This window comes from Pseudomonas sp. FP2335, assembly GCF_030687535.1.
Classification (GTDB): Bacteria; Pseudomonadota; Gammaproteobacteria; order Pseudomonadales; family Pseudomonadaceae; genus Aquipseudomonas.
This window is the reverse complement of record NZ_CP117437.1, coordinates 4,857,114-4,872,469: the sequence shown is the minus strand read 5'-3', so window position 1 is coordinate 4,872,469 and position 15,356 is coordinate 4,857,114. Positions and strand designations below refer to the sequence as shown.

The following is a 15,356-nucleotide window of genomic DNA, read 5'->3' as shown; positions in this document are numbered from 1 at the left end:
AGCACAGCATGACTAACAAAATCATCCTTGCACTCGAAGCAGAGCAGATGACCAAAGAGATCCCTACCTTTGCCCCGGGCGACACCATTGTCGTTCAGGTGAAAGTGAAGGAAGGCGACCGTTCGCGTCTGCAAGCGTTCGAAGGCGTGGTAATCGCCAAGCGTAACCGTGGTGTGAACAGTGCTTTCACTGTTCGTAAAATCTCCAACGGTGTTGGCGTAGAGCGTACTTTCCAGACCTACAGCCCGCAAATCGACAGCATGGCCGTCAAGCGTCGCGGTGACGTACGTAAAGCCAAGCTGTACTACCTGCGTGACCTGTCCGGTAAAGCAGCTCGCATCAAGGAAAAACTGGCTTAAGTCCAGCTTCCCGATGCAGAAAAAAGCAGCCTACGGGCTGCTTTTTTGTGCCTGAAATTTGTCTATTTGCCGGTATTTGTCCATGACCTCCCGCCTTGAAGAAATCCAGCGCCGCACCGACCTGTCCGTCACCCATGTGACCAAGGCCGTGTTCCCGCCGACCACCAATCACCACAATACGTTGTTCGGTGGCACCGCCTTGGCGTGGATGGATGAAGTGTCGTTCATCACGGCCACCCGTTTCTGCCGTCTCCCACTGGTCACGGTCTCCACCGACCGTATCGACTTCAACCACGCGATCCCGGCGGGTTCCATCGTTGAGTTGATCGGTCGCGTGATCAAAGTCGGTAACACCAGCCTCAAGGTCGAGGTGGAAGTGTTCGTCGAGAGCATGAGTGCTGATGGTCGCGAAAAGGCGATCCAGGGTGTGTTCAGTTTTGTGGCCATTGATGCCGATAAGCGACCAGTGCCAGTGCTGCCTGGGTTTGTAGACTGATCTGGAACCGCGTCGCGGCCTGCGCAGGCAAGCCTGCTCCCACATTTGATCGGTGTTGGATGCAAATCAGTGGCCCAACACAAAACCCTGTGGGAGCTGGCTTGCCTGCGATAGGATCTGACAGACACTCCAGTAATCCACCTGAGCCCCCATGCCCGCCATTGACCACCCCTTGATCGACCGCTTCCTCGATGCCCTTTGGTTGGAAAAAGGCCTGTCGGACAACACCCGCCAGGCTTACCGCAGCGACCTGGCCCTGTTCAATGGCTGGCTACAGGAAAAAAATCTCGAACTGCTCAACGCCGGCCGCGAGCTGATCCTCGACCACCTGGCCTGGCGCCTGGAACAGAACTACAAGCCACGTTCCACTGCGCGATTCCTCTCTGGTGTGCGTGGTTTTTATCGCTATCTGCTGCGGGAAAAGCTGATCGCCCTCGACCCCACCCTGCAAGTCGATATGCCCCAACTTGGCAGGCCATTGCCCAAATCCCTGTCGGAAGCTGACGTGGAGGCCTTGCTCGCCGCCCCGGACCTGAGTGAAGCCATCGGCCAGCGCGACCGCGCCATGCTCGAAGTGCTGTACGCCTGCGGCCTGCGGGTGACTGAGCTGATCAGCCTGACCCTGGAGCAAGTGAACCTGCGCCAGGGCGTGTTGCGGGTGATGGGCAAGGGCAGCAAGGAGCGGCTGGTGCCGATGGGCGAGGAGGCGATTGTGTGGGTCGAGCGCTATATGCGCGATGCCCGCGGCGAGCTGCTCGGCGGGCGCCCCAGCGATGTGCTGTTCCCCAGCCTGCGTGGCGAGCAGATGACCCGCCAGACCTTCTGGCACCGCATCAAGCACCAGGCCAGGGTTGCCGGGATCGGCAAGACGCTGTCGCCCCACACGTTGCGCCATGCATTCGCCACGCATTTGCTCAACCACGGGGCGGATTTGCGTGTGGTCCAGATGCTGCTCGGCCACAGCGACTTATCCACCACCCAGATCTACACCCATGTGGCACGCGCACGTTTGCAGGATATGCACGCCAAGCACCACCCGCGAGGCTGAAAACGTCCAATTTATCCGGCCACGGGCTGCCCTGCGGCCCAACTGTGGTAGGCTTTGCCGGTTAGCAAAGGGGACGACCCAGACCTGTGTTGCCAAGCAGTGTTACTTCCCGTCCCTGCATCTGCCTTCAGGAGTTCCCATGCGCTTGACCCAGATTATTGCCGCCGCAGCCATTGCGTTGGTTTCCACCTTTGCCTTCGCCGATGACGCTGCCGAGCAGACCATCCGCAAGAGCCTGGCCAACCTGCAGCTCGATACCCCGATCGAAAGCATCAGCGCCAGCCCGATGGCCGGCCTGTATGAAGTCAAGCTCAAGGGCAGCCGCGTGCTGTACGCCAGCGCCGACGGCCAGTACATCGTCCAGGGCTACCTGTTCCAGTTGAAGGATGGCAAGCCGGTCAACCTGACTGAAAAAGCCGAACGCCTGGGTGTTTCCAAGCTGATCAATGGCATTCCGGTGGCCGAGACTGTGGTGTACCCGGCTATCGGCGAGACCAAGACCCATATCACCGTGTTCACCGACACTACCTGCCCGTATTGCCACAAGCTGCACGCCGAACTGCCTGCGCTGAACAAGCTCGGCGTGGAAGTACGCTACGTAGCGTTCCCGCGCCAGGGCCTGGGTTCGCCGGGTGACGAGCAGTTGCAAGCGGTGTGGTGCTCGGCCGACAAGAAAGCGGCCATGGACAAGATGGTCGACGGCAAGGAAATCAAGGCGGCCAAATGCGCCAATCCGGTTTCCAAGCAATTCGCCTTGGGCCAGTCCATCGGTGTGAACGGTACGCCGGCCATCGTTTTGGCCGACGGCCAAGTGATTCCGGGCTACCAGCCAGCACCACAAGTTGCCAAACTGGCGCTCGGTGCCAAATAAATCAGTATCGTCGAAACGTCGACGATCAAGGCGCGCTGACACGTCGGCGAGTCGTTAATTGCAAGCCGCAGTCGTGCGGCTGTTTTCCACGGCCGACCTAGCGTCGGCCGTTTCATGGGGAGTTCTTCAGTGAAACCGGTCAAAGTAGGCATCTGTGGGTTAGGGACCGTCGGTGGCGGCACCTTCAACGTACTTCAGCGTAATGCTGAAGAAATTTCCCGCCGTGCAGGTCGCGGGATTGAAGTGGCGCAAATTGCCACGCGTTCGCCAAAGCCTCAGTTCGAAACGACCGGTATTGCGATTACCAACGATGTCTTCGCCGTTGCCACCAACCCTGAGATCGATATCGTCATTGAGCTGGTCGGCGGCTACACCGTGGCCCGCGAGCTGGTGCTCAAGGCCATCGAGAACGGCAAGCACGTGGTCACCGCCAACAAGGCGCTGATCGCCGTGCACGGCAACGAGATCTTCGCCAAGGCGCGCGAGAAGGGCGTGATCGTGGCGTTCGAAGCCGCGGTGGCCGGTGGTATCCCGGTGATCAAGGCGATCCGGGAAGGCCTGTCCGCCAACCGTATCAACTGGGTGGCCGGCATCATCAACGGCACCGGTAACTTCATCCTCACCGAAATGCGCGAGAAGGGCCGCACCTTCGAAGACGTGCTGGCCGAAGCCCAGGCCCTGGGTTACGCCGAAGCCGACCCGACCTTCGACGTGGAAGGCATCGACGCCGCGCACAAGCTGACCATCCTGGCGTCCATCGCCTTTGGTATCCCGCTGCAGTTCGACAAGGCCTACACCGAAGGCATCACCAAACTGACCACCGCGGATGTGAACTACGCCGAAGCCCTGGGCTACCGCATCAAGCACCTGGGCGTTGCGCGCAGCACCCCGGCCGGTATCGAGCTGCGTGTGCACCCGACGCTGATCCCGGCGGACCGCCTGATCGCCAACGTCAATGGCGTGATGAACGCCGTGATGGTCAACGGTGACGCCGCCGGCTCCACGCTGTTCTACGGCGCCGGTGCCGGTATGGAGCCAACCGCTTCGTCGGTGATCGCCGACCTGGTGGACGTGGTGCGTGCCATGACCAGCGACCCGGAAAACCGCGTACCGCACCTGGCCTTCCAGCCGGATTCGCTGTCGGCTCACCCGATCCTGCCGATCGAAGCCTGCGAAAGCGCCTACTACCTGCGTATCCAGGCCCAGGATCACCCGGGCGTACTGGCTCAGGTCGCGAGCATCCTGTCGGAGCGCGGTATCAATATAGAGTCGATCATGCAGAAGGAAGTCGAGGAGCAAAACGGCCAGGTGCCGATGATCCTGCTGACCCACCGCGTGCTCGAGCAGCACATCAACGATGCCATCACCGCCCTGGAAGCCCTGCAAGGCGTGGTCGGCCCGGTGGTGCGCATCCGCGTCGAACACTTGAACTAACCGATTTGTTCCAGGGGCCCCGTACGTGCGGCGGCCTCTGTTCGAGAATGTTTTAGAGGAGCCAGTCATGCGTTACATCAGCACCCGCGGCCAGGCACCGGCCCTGAATTTCGAAGATGTCCTGCTGGCAGGCCTTGCCACCGACGGCGGCCTGTACGTGCCGGAAAACCTGCCACGCTTCACCCAGGAAGAAATCGCCTCGTGGGCCGGCCTGCCGTACCACGAGCTGGCGTTCCGGGTGATGCGCCCGTTCGTCACCGGCAGCATTCCGGACGCGGATTTCAAGAAGATTCTGGAAGAGACGTACGGCGTGTTTTCCCACAACGCTATCGCCCCTCTGCGTCAACTGAACGGCAACGAATGGGTCCTGGAGCTGTTCCACGGCCCCACCCTGGCGTTCAAGGACTTCGCACTGCAACTGCTGGGTCGCCTGCTGGACTACGTGCTGCAAAAGCGCGGCGAGCGTGTGGTGATCATCGGCGCCACCTCCGGTGATACCGGTTCGGCGGCCATCGAAGGCTGCAAGCACTGCGAAAACGTCGACATCTTTATCCTGCACCCGCACAAGCGTGTGTCGGAAGTGCAGCGTCGGCAGATGACCACCATCTTCGGCGAGAACATCCATAACATCGCCATCGAAGGCAACTTCGATGACTGCCAGGAAATGGTCAAGAACAGCTTCGCCGACCAGAGCTTCCTGAAGGGCACACGCCTGGTGGCGGTGAACTCGATCAACTGGGCGCGGATCATGGCCCAGATCGTCTATTACTTCCACGCCTCGCTACAGCTGGGTGGCCCGGCCCGCTCCGTGTCGTTCTCGGTGCCGACCGGCAACTTCGGCGACATCTTCGCCGGCTACCTGGCGCGCAACATGGGCCTGCCGATCAACCAGTTGATCGTCGCCACCAACCGAAACGACATCCTGCATCGCTTCATGAGCGGCAATCAGTACGTCAAGGAAACCCTGCACGCCACGCTGTCGCCGTCCATGGACATCATGGTCTCGTCGAACTTCGAACGCCTGCTGTTCGACATGCACGGTCGCAACGGTGCGGCCATTGCCGGCTTGATGGACACCTTCAAGCGCGGCGGCGGTTTCAGTGTGGATGAAGAGCGCTGGACCGAAACCCGCAAGCTGTTCGACTCCCTGGCCGTGGACGACGCGCAGACCTGCGAAACCATCGCAGAAGTCTATGCCCAGACCGGCGAGCTGCTGGACCCGCACACCGCCATTGGTGTGAAGGCCGCCCGCGAATGCCGTCGCAGCCTGGACATCCCGATGGTGATCCTGGGCACCGCGCATCCGGTCAAATTCCCGGAAGCGGTGGAGAAGGCCGGTGTCGGCAAGGCCCTGGAATTGCCGGTGCACTTGGCTGACCTGTTCGAACGTGAAGAGCGTTGCACAGTCTTGGCCAATGACCTGAAGGCTGTGCAGACGTTTGTGAGCCAGCACGGAAATCGTGGCAAGCCGCTCTGATTCAATGGCTTTGCGAGGTTGCTCAAGCCCGTCTTCGTGACGGGCTTTTTTATTGGGGCAAGCCATACCCATGGGTTAGCGACGTTTTTTGTTTTTGGCAGGCCCGGCCGAGCGCTATGAGAATAGCTTCTGCGCGACCACTTTTACGGTGCCGACAGCGGCATAAAAGCCTGTTGCGTAAGCATTTATGTGCGCCGTTTTTTGCCTGTCATGTTTCAAGCGCATGCTGGAATCCGTCACCCCTGACGCCCCCATAAAGACGATAAAGCGAACTTTCCTACGTCACAAACAGTCACTTAGGATAGATGCAGCTCCCGTTGAAACGATTGTTCCCGAACTATTGAGTGGTGATCGAGATGGAAAGTATCAGCCTATTGCTCGAAGAAGCACTGAGCCCTTATCAGGTTACGCTGACCACCTCTGGTGTGCAGGCCGAGTGCCTGGTAACCGTGAAGAACCCTGCTGGCGCCATCGTGGTCGAGCGTGAAGTCGACCGCGCCCAATTGATGGACAAGCGTGTGCTGGTGGATGTGGTGGATTGCCTGCTGCGCGACATCAAGATTGCCGAAGGGCGCCTGGAGCCCTCGGTCATTGCAGCCTTGCGCAACGCAGCCCAGACCCGCAGCGCCGCCGTTGCATGAAGAATTGTTTAATCATGGAAACTTCCTACGGCATGGCCGGTCAGATTTCGTAACAGCAAGAGCAAACATTGTGCTCCGGTGTTTGTGCCTTGCTGTACTGGTCTTTGTAGGCCACGTTTAACCCCGAAGTGTCTCCCCACTCTTCGGGGTTTCTTTTTGCCCGGGATTTGTCACTGCTCCGGGAAGTCCTGGAAAAAGCTCGGGTTGTCACGCAGGTAACGTTCGCGCAAGACCGGGTCCAGCCACGACGCATACGATTGCTGCACCTGCTCCAATGGAATCTCACGCAGCACTTGATTGATTCGCGCTATGGCCTGGCGACCCAGGGGTGTATCCGAGCAAGCAATGTGCGTGTGTTGGTAAGGTGCCGTGCCCTTGATGGGATAGAAGCTCAGGTCGTTGGTGGCAATGCCCTGTTGCTGGGCGTGGTAGCGGATCTCCGGCCAGTAACCCAGTACCGCCTCCAGGCGTCCCAGGCGCTGCATTTGCAACAGGCTGCCCAAGGCATCGTTGCCGTAGTGAAGGGCGAGCGTGTGGGGATCGGCGTGCTTGAGCTGCTCATCGATGACCGGCCCGTAGCTGCGCTCCGCGATCGCGCCCACCCGTGTCTTGTGGGCATCGAGGAAGGCCTGCAGGTCAAACTGGCCCTCGATGATGTAGGGTTTCATCGCGTCCAACTGGCTGTGCCGGATCGCGATGCCATTGCTGGCAACCACAAATGCCTGGCTGGAAAACACGATGTACTTGGCGCGTTCTGGCGTCCACAGCAATGACGGGTCGCAGGTGAACGTAGGTTCGCGCAGCATCTGCATGCCACGCGCGCGATTGACGTGCTGCACCTGATGCCGGTACTCCGGCAAGTGTTCGATGAGTATCGGCAACAATTGGTCCAGCGCGCCCTGGCCTTTGCCCGGCCCCTCGAAAATGGTCAGTGGCGGCAAGTCGCGCAGCAGCCAGATCAAGGTGTCTTCGGCATGCGCCGTTGCAGGCAGCCCACCCAGTATTGCGCAAGCGAGGCACCACTGGATGAACCAGCATCTGCACCGGTGAGCCATCAGATCGCGCCTTCCTCACGCAAACGCACAATGGCGGCAGCGTCGTAGCCCAGTTCAGCGAGTACCACGCTGTTGTGTTCACCCAGTTGCGGCCCGACCCATTCGCAACTGCCTGGGGTGTCCGACAGTTTTGGCACGATGCCTGGCATCTTGAAGTCCTTGCCGCCGGGCAGTTTGGCCTGGAGGAACATTTCCCTGGCGAGATATTGCGGGTCGCCCAGCATGTCTTCGGCGCTGTAGATGCGGCTGGCGGGCACCTCGGCGTTGTTCAATGCTTCGACCACCTGATCCAGCGCAAGCGAATTGACCCAGCGATCAATCACGCCATACAGCTCGTCTCGGCGGCTGTCGCGCCCGTCATTGCTGGCCAGTTGCGGATCATTGGCCAGGTCTTCGCGACCAATGGCCAGCATGAACCGCTTGAAGATCGCATCACCGTTGGCGCCGATCTGTACGTGCTTGCCATCGGCGCTGGTATGGATCGACGACGGTGTAATGCCCGGCATGATGTTGCCGGTGCGCTCGCGGATAAATCCGAAGACATCGAACTCGGGGATCATGCTTTCCATCATGGCGAAGATGGCCTCATACAGCGCCACGTCTACCACCTGGCCCAGCCCGCCATTCACCTCGCGATGACGCAGCGCCATCAACGCGCCGATCACCGCCCACAGCGCGGCAATCGAGTCGCCGATGGAAATCCCCGTACGCACCGGCGGGCGGTCCTCGAAGCCGGTGATGTAGCGCAGGCCGCCCATGGATTCGCCCACCGCGCCAAAACCCGGCTGGTCTTTCATGGGGCCGGTCTGGCCAAACCCCGACAGGCGCACCATCACCAGCTTGGGGTTCAGTGCATGCAAGGTTTCCCAGCTCAGGCCGAGCTTCTCCAGCACGCCGGGGCGGAAGTTTTCGATAAGGATGTCGGCGTCGGCCAGCAACTGTTTAAGGATCGCCAAACCCTGTGGGTGCTTGAGGTTCAGCGTCAACGACTGCTTGTTGCGCGCCTGCACGAACCACCACAGCGAAGTGCCTTCATACAACTTGCGCCATTTGCGCAACGGGTCGCCGCCGTCCGGGGATTCGACCTTGATCACCTCGGCACCGAACTCGGCACAGATCCGTGACGCAAACGGGCCAGCGATCAGGGTGCCCAGTTCGATGACTTTCAGCCCGGCAAGTGGTTTGGCGGTAAACGACATGAGGATCCTTGCAAACATGAGACGGTGGTGTGATGCCTTTTAACATAGGCGAGCGGCCCAGGGATAAGGATGATGCAGCGCAGTATTCGTTGAATGGCCTCGCCATCGGTTAGACTGGCCGCCTTTCCCTGTCTCTAGAAGTCCGTTCATGGCCCAGCCGTCCACGACCTACAAATTCGAACTCAATCTCACCGACCTCGATCGTTCGGTGTACGAGAGCGTCAAACAGACCATCGCCCGGCATCCTTCGGAAACCGAAGAGCGCATGACCGTGCGCCTGCTGGCCTACGCCCTCTGGTACAACGAACAGTTGTCGTTCGGTCGTGGTCTGTCAGATGTAGACGAACCAGCCCTGTGGGAAAAAAGCCTGGATGACCGGGTTTTGCATTGGATCGAAGTTGGCCAGCCCGATGCCGACCGCCTGACCTGGTGCTCGCGCCGCACCGAGCGCACCAGCCTGCTGGCCTATGGCAGCCTGCGTGTGTGGGAAGGCAAGGTGGTGCCGGTGGCGAACAACCTGAAGAACGTGCACATCGCAGCTGTGCCGCAGGACGTCCTGGAGATCCTGGCCAAGGACATGCCGCGCGTTATCAAGTGGGACGTGATGATCAGCGAAGGCACCATGTTCGTGACTGACGACCGTGGCCAGCACGAAGTGCAGCTGCAATGGCTGGTCGGCGAACGCGGCTGAACCTGCAGCAGCAGGCAGCTCCCACAAAGGGCCTGTGCCGTTTTCACTATTCCTGTTTAACCGTTGTATCGAAGAGAAGCCTTCCTCACCCCATGCGTATCGATCCCCGCCCGTTTCCCGCCGTCCTGCCGTTTCTCGGTGATCTGCCACCGCTGTTGACCCGCCTCTACGCCGCACGCGGGGTACAGTCCGAAGCCGAGCTGGATAAAAGCCTGGCGCGGTTGATTCCCTATCAGCAGCTCAAGGGCATCGACGCGGCGGTGGATTTGCTGGTGACGGCCCTGGAACAGCGCCAGCGCATCCTGATCGTCGGCGACTTCGACGCCGATGGCGCCACTGCCAGCACCGTGGGCACCCTAGGCCTGCGTTTGCTGGGTGCGGCCCATGTCGATTACCTGGTGCCCAACCGCTTCGAATACGGCTACGGCCTGACCCCGGAAATCGTCGCCGTGGCCTTGCAGCGCGAGCCGCAGTTGCTGATCACTGTGGACAACGGCATTTCCAGTGTCGAAGGCGTGGCGGCGGCGAAAGCGGCGGGGCTGCAAGTGTTGGTCACCGACCACCACTTGCCGGGCGATGAGCTGCCGGCGGCGGATGCCATCGTCAACCCGAACCAGCCAGGTTGCGAGTTCCCCAGCAAGGCCCTGGCCGGCGTGGGGGTGATCTTTTACGTGCTGATGGCCCTGCGTGCGCGTTTGCGCAGCCTGGGCTGGTACGAGAACAAACCCCAACCGAACATCGGCGAGTTGCTCGACCTGGTGGCCCTGGGCAGCGTGGCCGACGTGGTGCCGTTGGACGCCAACAACCGTATCCTGGTGCACCAGGGCCTGGAGCGTATCCGCGCCGGGCGTGCGCGGCCAGGGATCAAGGCGATCCTCGAAGTGGCCAAGCGCGACGCGGCGCGCATCACCTCCACCGACCTGGGCTTTATCCTCGGGCCACGCCTCAACGCAGCCGGACGCCTGGATGACATGAGCCTGGGCATCGAGTGCCTGCTTACCACCGACTTCGCCGCCGCGCGGGAAATGGCGGCGCAACTGGATGGCATGAACCAGGACCGCAAATCCATCGAACAAGGCATGCAGCGCGAGGCCCTGGCCCAGCTCAAGGACTTGCCGGTGGAGTCGATGCCGTACGGTTTGTGCCTGTTCGACCCGGAATGGCACCAGGGCGTGATTGGCATCCTGGCGTCGCGCATGAAGGAGCGCTACTTCCGCCCGACCATCGCCTTCGCCGATGCCGGTGATGGCTTGCTCAAGGGCTCAGGGCGCTCTGTACCAGGCTTTCACATCCGCGACGCGCTGGCGGTGGTCGCGAGCCAGCATCCCAACCTGATCGCTAAATACGGCGGCCACGCCATGGCGGCGGGGCTGACATTGCCCGAAGAAAATTTCCCACTGTTTGCCGAAGCCTTTGATGCTGAAGTGCGTCGGCAACTGCGCGAAGAAGACCTCACCGGGCGCCTGCTGTCCGATGGCACCCTGGCGGTCGAAGAGTTTCACCTGGAACTGGCCCGCGCCTTGCGCCACGCCGGCCCGTGGGGGCAGCACTTTCCCGAGCCGTTGTTTCACGGGGTGTTTCAGTTGGTGGAACAGCGCGTGGTAGGGGAGCGGCACCTGAAGGTGGTGCTCAAGAGCGAATGCGGGTCGGTGAAGCTCGATGGCATTGCGTTTGGGGTGGACCGTGAGGTGTGGCCGAACCCGACGGTGAAGTGGGTGGAGCTGGCCTACAAGCTGGATGTGAATGAGTTTCGGGGCAATGAAACGGTGCAACTGATGATTGCGCACATCGAGCCACGCTAGACCTTAATCACACCACGAAACAAATGTGGGAGCGGGCTTGCTCGCGAATACGGAGTGTCAGTCAAAGTTGCTGTGACTGATCTACCGCTTTCGCGAGCAAGCCCGCTCCCACATTGGGTTTTGCGTATGGCGCAGGATTACTCGGCCTTGGCCTGGTGCTTGACGATGATGTCCACCAAGCGCTTGGCCAGCGCCGGGTAGTTCTCATCAAAGTGATGCCCACCGGGTAGCTTCAAGGCTTCGCCTACAGCGGTTTTGTCGGTGCAGCCACTCTCGTCGACTTCTTCCGCACCGTAGATGCACACCACCTTCTCTGGCGGCAGCTTGGCCATTTCCGGGCCGGTCGCGGCTTCCTTGCCGGCGTTGCCCAGCCAGCCTTCCACTTCGATTTCAAAGCTGCCGGTACGGGCGAATGCCAGCAGGATGATCGCATCTACCCGTTGCTGTTCGTTTTCCGGCATGCGGTTGTAGATCGCTGGCAGCACGTCGGCACCGAACGAGTAACCGGTCAGCACGAAGCGCTTGGTGCCCCATTTCTGCCGGTAGTGCTGCATCAGCTCGGTGAGGTCCTTGGCGCTTTGTTCCGGAGTCTTGTGCTGCCAGTAGTAGCGCAGCGTGTCGATGCCGACCACCGGGTAGCCGATCTTGGCCATTTCACCGGCCACGTCACGGTCCAGGTCACGCCAGCCGCCGTCACCGGAGAGGAACAGGGTCACGGTGTCCTTGGCCTGGCCAGCGGGCACTTCGACCACCGGGATCGCCAGGCCGCCGTTGTCCGAGCCCACCAGTTGCTTACGCAGCTCGTTGTTCAGCACTTGCGGGTAATGAATGTCGTAGTCGCTGATGCTGGTGGTGGCGCGCGGTGTGTCGCGTACGAAACTGGCGCTTTCATCGTCAGGGTTATCGTTCCAGGCCACCAGCCAGTTGCCGTGGGCCGAGGTTTTCGGCAGTGGGTCCTTGCAGCCTTCCTGCACCAGGGCGAAACCGACGGAGATGGCATTGGCCTTGTCGTCGTTCTGTGTCGCCAGCCAGCGCCAGGCGAGGGCTGCGCCAGGGCCGATGCCGCTGACCAGGGTGGCCGGGCCTTTGAGCTGGGCCAGAGCGCCTTGCAGCGCTTGTTCCTGCAACTTGCAGTCATCCTTTGGCAGGATCACTTGGACGATTTGTGCTTTACCACCCTGGCTCAGGGCAATCAGTTGGCTGTCGGTCAGGGTTTCTTCGGCCATCACGGCCACCGCTACGCGAGCTTTTGGCGTGCCGTTCGGGGTTACGCGGGTGATCACCGAACCGTCGGCCTGGGGCAATTGCTCCAGGGTCGGCTGCGGGGCAGGGCGGCTCCAGTACCAAAAGCCAGCGCCCGCGACCAGGGCGAGCAGCACTACCAGGGCCAATACATACCGCCAGGAACGTCGAATCATCAGCGTTTCACCAATCCAGTCAAGCCGCCCGCGATCAGGGCGGCGGTATCGGCCAGTGCCACCAACGGATCAAGTCCTGCGGGCACGGCCATGTAACGGGGTTCCCAGTCGGGCTGGAACTTGTCTTTGAAGCGGCGCAAACCTTGGAAGTTATACAGTTGCTCGCCACGGCGGAACACCATCGAACCCAGGCGCTGGGTCAGCGGTGCGCCGCGACGTGGCTGCAGGCCCGACAACGGCACCATGCCGAGGCTGAAGCGGGCGTAGCCATGACTCTTATAGTGTTGAATCAGGCCGACCATCATGAACTCCATGGTCAGCTTGGGTGCGTCCGGGTGGGCGCGCATCAGGTCGAGGCTGGCCAGGTCATGGTTGTACGTCTCGAGCAGGTTGGCGAAGGCCACCGGGCGCCCTTCGAAGCGAATGATCGCAATGCGAAAGTGCTTGAGGTAGTCGTCGCTGAAACGGCCCAGGGAAAAACCCTTTTCGCGCACGTTCTTGCCGGTCAGCCAGGCGTCGGAAATGACTTTGAGCTCATCCATCGGCGCGGTGCCCGGTTCATGGATCTCCAGGGACAGGCCGTCCCGGGTACCACGGTTCCAGGTGTAGCGCAGGTCCTTCATCTCTTTGCCCTTGGCTTCCAGGTCAAAGCGTTTCAGGTCGACGCGGGCTTCTTCGCCCAGTTTGATCGCGGTCAGGCCGATGTCCATGTAGTACGGCAGGTTTTCCGCACGCACCTGATAGAACACCGGGCGGGCGTGGTGGATGTCGCATAGGTCACGGAATTGCCAGATCATTTCGGCGCGAGGTTGGGTCGGGCCGATCGGATCGTACAAGGCTACCAGGCTGCGGCCACGACGGGCGTACATGAGGAAAGCTTCATCATTGGGATGAAACAGCAGCGCCTTGTCGCCGGTCAGCGCCAGGCCGCCGTCGGGCTGGGACGAGGCCATCAGGATCTTGCTGGCGCGCTCCAGTTCGTCAGGTGTCGGCAGGTGGATCACCGGGCGCGCAGTACGCAGCAGCCAGGTCAGGGACACGATCACCAGCAACACGGCGGCGCCCAGCAGCGAGCGCAGGCCGCGGGGGGCGTTGGCGTCCAGGGTGAACTGCCACCACAGCTGATGGCTGTACGGTACGTCCTGGTAAGCGAACAGCAGCAGCCAGATCGACGCCCCGAGCACACAGACGCTGGCCACCAGGTACAGCGGCGAGAACGGCAGTTCGGTGAGGCGGCTGGCGCGATAGAACGAGCGTCGGAAGATCGCCAGCAGGATCGCGGTCATGGTCATCAAGCTGGCTTCTTCCCAATCGAAGCCTTTGAGCAGCGAGAGCAGGGCGCCCGCCAGCAACAGCACCATGGTCAGCATCCAGGCGGCCGACAGGCGTCGACGCAGGCCCTGGGCCAACAGCAGGCATAACACGCCGATCAGGCTGGCGCCAAAGTGCGAGGCGTCAATCAGGCGGTGGGGAATCAGGAAACCGATGTTTTCCAGGCGTGAGTCGATTTCTGGCGTGGCGCCGGAAAACAGCAGGACCACGCCGGACAAAAAAACCAGCACGGCCAACACCGGTGCCGCGAGGCCTGAGGCAACCCGCAGGCTTTGCTGGGTCTGGAACAGGCGCTGGGCTTCGTTGACCAGTAGGAATACGCAGGCGATCAGCAGCGGCAGCACCACGTAGATCATGCGGTAAAGCAGCAGAGCGGCGGCCAGCGGCGCGGCGCCGAGCTTATCGGCAAAGGCCGCGAGCAGGATGGCTTCGAAAACCCCGACACCCCCCGGCACATGGCTGAGCACACCGGCGGCGAGGGCCAGCAGGTACACCAGCAGGAACGGACCAAACGGTGGCGCTTCCGGCAGCAGCATATAAAGGACGGTGGCGGCAGCGGCGACGTCGAGTGCGGTGATGACCAGTTGCAGGAAGGTCAGACGCGCGCCGGGCAGGCGCAGGGTGCGGCGGCCGATCTTGACCAGCAGGTTGTCGGCAAACGGTTGCTCCGGCAGGCGGCGGCGATAGAGGCCGACGCACAGTGCGATCGACAGCAACAGCACCGCACCGGCGACGCCGCCGAGCAAACCTTGCGACAAATTCAGTGCCGTGGCCGCGGCGGGCAGGTTGCTCAAGGTGGCCAGGGCGGCGAGAGGGGGCAGGGCACAACCGAGCGCCAGGCTGGCGAACACGGTCATGCGGGCGACTTCCGAAGCGCCAATACCGTGGCGAGCATACAGGCGGTAACGCACCGAGCCGCCGGAGAGCATCGACAGGCCAATCGCGTTGCCAATGGCAAAGGCGGTGAAACCGCCATGGGCCAGGGTCTTGGCCGGTAACTTCACCCCGGCATAGCGTGCGCCGGAGAATTCGTAGCCCAGCAGAATGACGAACCCGGCCACCGCTGCGGCAAACGCACCCAGCAGGGCAGGCTTGGGCACTTCCAGGATCGAGTCGTGGAGAGCGTAGAGATCCAGTTCCAGCAGCAAGTGTCGGCAAGCGATCAGGGCGATAGCAAACAGCAACAGGGTGACGGCCAATCCGATGGGCTGGCGGTATTTGCTCAACAGATCCAGCCAGCGCAAACGGGTGGGAGTGATCGGTTGTTCTGCTGTGACGGTGTCTTGTGGTTCAGACGAGTTGGCGCGCATCAATCACCTCGTGGATTGTGCGCGACAGGATGGAGGTATCCAGCCAAGTTACCAATCCCTATGGACAAAATAATTACAAATATTAACGCGTATCGCCGGGGGCGGCGACTGCGGCCATTGGTCGTAGAGGATTAAGCATAGCGTGCGATGAAATGGACTCTACAAACCGTGTACGGTTTCATGAAAGATGCCATGTCATTGTTTCAGAAGAACTTTTTCACCG

The 15,356-nt window shown here is 61.1% G+C and carries 13 protein-coding genes; 9 read left to right on the top strand and 4 right to left on the bottom strand.

The features are described from left to right. Nucleotides 1-8: 8 nt before the first annotated feature. The 7 genes from rplS (at nucleotide 9) to PSH81_RS21870 (ending at nucleotide 6,326) form a co-directional block, all read left to right on the top strand. The gene (gene rplS / locus PSH81_RS21900; protein ID WP_003175895.1) at nucleotides 9-359 is read left to right on the top strand and encodes a 50S ribosomal protein L19; all 351 of its coding nucleotides are present in this window, start codon (nucleotides 9-11) and stop codon (nucleotides 357-359) included. 82 nt (nucleotides 360-441) lie between these two features. Continuing rightward, nucleotides 442-855: an acyl-CoA thioesterase gene (locus PSH81_RS21895; protein WP_192299522.1), complete on the top strand. Its 414-nt coding sequence runs from the start codon at nucleotides 442-444 to the stop codon at nucleotides 853-855. A 151-nt stretch (nucleotides 856-1,006) separates the two neighbouring features. Further along, the gene (gene xerD, locus PSH81_RS21890) at nucleotides 1,007-1,903 is read left to right on the top strand and encodes a site-specific tyrosine recombinase XerD (protein ID WP_192299521.1); all 897 of its coding nucleotides are present in this window, start codon (nucleotides 1,007-1,009) and stop codon (nucleotides 1,901-1,903) included. Nucleotides 1,904-2,042: 139 nt separating this feature from the next. Next, complete coding sequence (locus PSH81_RS21885; RefSeq protein ID WP_305391471.1) at nucleotides 2,043-2,774, top strand: thioredoxin fold domain-containing protein; 732 nt, start codon at nucleotides 2,043-2,045, stop codon at nucleotides 2,772-2,774. A gap of 129 nt (nucleotides 2,775-2,903) precedes the next feature. Further along, the gene (locus PSH81_RS21880; protein ID WP_192299520.1) at nucleotides 2,904-4,208 is read left to right on the top strand and encodes a homoserine dehydrogenase; all 1,305 of its coding nucleotides are present in this window, start codon (nucleotides 2,904-2,906) and stop codon (nucleotides 4,206-4,208) included. A 67-nt stretch (nucleotides 4,209-4,275) separates the two neighbouring features. Further along, entirely contained in the window at nucleotides 4,276-5,685 is a 1,410-nt protein-coding gene (gene thrC, locus PSH81_RS21875; protein WP_192299519.1) for a threonine synthase, read from the top strand. Between the two features lie 356 nt (nucleotides 5,686-6,041). Then, entirely contained in the window at nucleotides 6,042-6,326 is a 285-nt protein-coding gene (locus PSH81_RS21870; protein ID WP_192299518.1) for a DUF3509 domain-containing protein, read from the top strand. 170 nt (nucleotides 6,327-6,496) lie between these two features. Here the strand turns inward: PSH81_RS21870 and PSH81_RS21865 are convergent, their stop codons facing one another. Then, the gene (locus tag PSH81_RS21865; protein ID WP_305391470.1) at nucleotides 6,497-7,381 is read right to left on the bottom strand and encodes a TIGR02285 family protein; all 885 of its coding nucleotides are present in this window, start codon (nucleotides 7,379-7,381) and stop codon (nucleotides 6,497-6,499) included. Continuing rightward, on the bottom strand, nucleotides 7,381-8,580 hold the full coding sequence (locus tag PSH81_RS21860; protein ID WP_226456295.1) for a CaiB/BaiF CoA-transferase family protein: 1,200 nt from the start codon (nucleotides 8,578-8,580) through the stop codon (nucleotides 7,381-7,383). The genes PSH81_RS21865 and PSH81_RS21860 overlap by 1 nt, the downstream gene beginning before the upstream one ends. A 148-nt stretch (nucleotides 8,581-8,728) precedes the next feature. Here PSH81_RS21860 and PSH81_RS21855 point away from each other — a divergent pair, with 148 nt between their 5' ends. Beyond that, on the top strand, nucleotides 8,729-9,271 hold the full coding sequence (locus tag PSH81_RS21855; RefSeq protein ID WP_192299515.1) for a YaeQ family protein: 543 nt from the start codon (nucleotides 8,729-8,731) through the stop codon (nucleotides 9,269-9,271). A 92-nt stretch (nucleotides 9,272-9,363) separates the two neighbouring features. Next, nucleotides 9,364-11,073, top strand: a complete 1,710-nt coding sequence (recJ, locus tag PSH81_RS21850; protein ID WP_305391469.1) for a single-stranded-DNA-specific exonuclease RecJ — start codon at nucleotides 9,364-9,366, stop codon at nucleotides 11,071-11,073. 137 nt (nucleotides 11,074-11,210) lie between these two features. Here recJ and PSH81_RS21845 read toward each other — a convergent pair whose 3' ends face one another. Together PSH81_RS21845 and mprF are read right to left on the bottom strand one after the other, a co-directional pair. Then, a complete protein-coding gene (locus tag PSH81_RS21845; protein WP_226456293.1) occupies nucleotides 11,211-12,491 on the bottom strand; it encodes a virulence factor family protein in 1,281 nt (426 codons plus the stop codon). After that, nucleotides 12,491-15,133 (bottom strand): bifunctional lysylphosphatidylglycerol flippase/synthetase MprF, encoded by a 2,643-nt coding sequence (gene mprF, locus PSH81_RS21840; RefSeq protein WP_226456292.1) that lies wholly within the window; start codon nucleotides 15,131-15,133, stop codon nucleotides 12,491-12,493. The genes PSH81_RS21845 and mprF overlap by 1 nt, the downstream gene beginning before the upstream one ends. Nucleotides 15,134-15,356 lie beyond the last annotated feature (223 nt).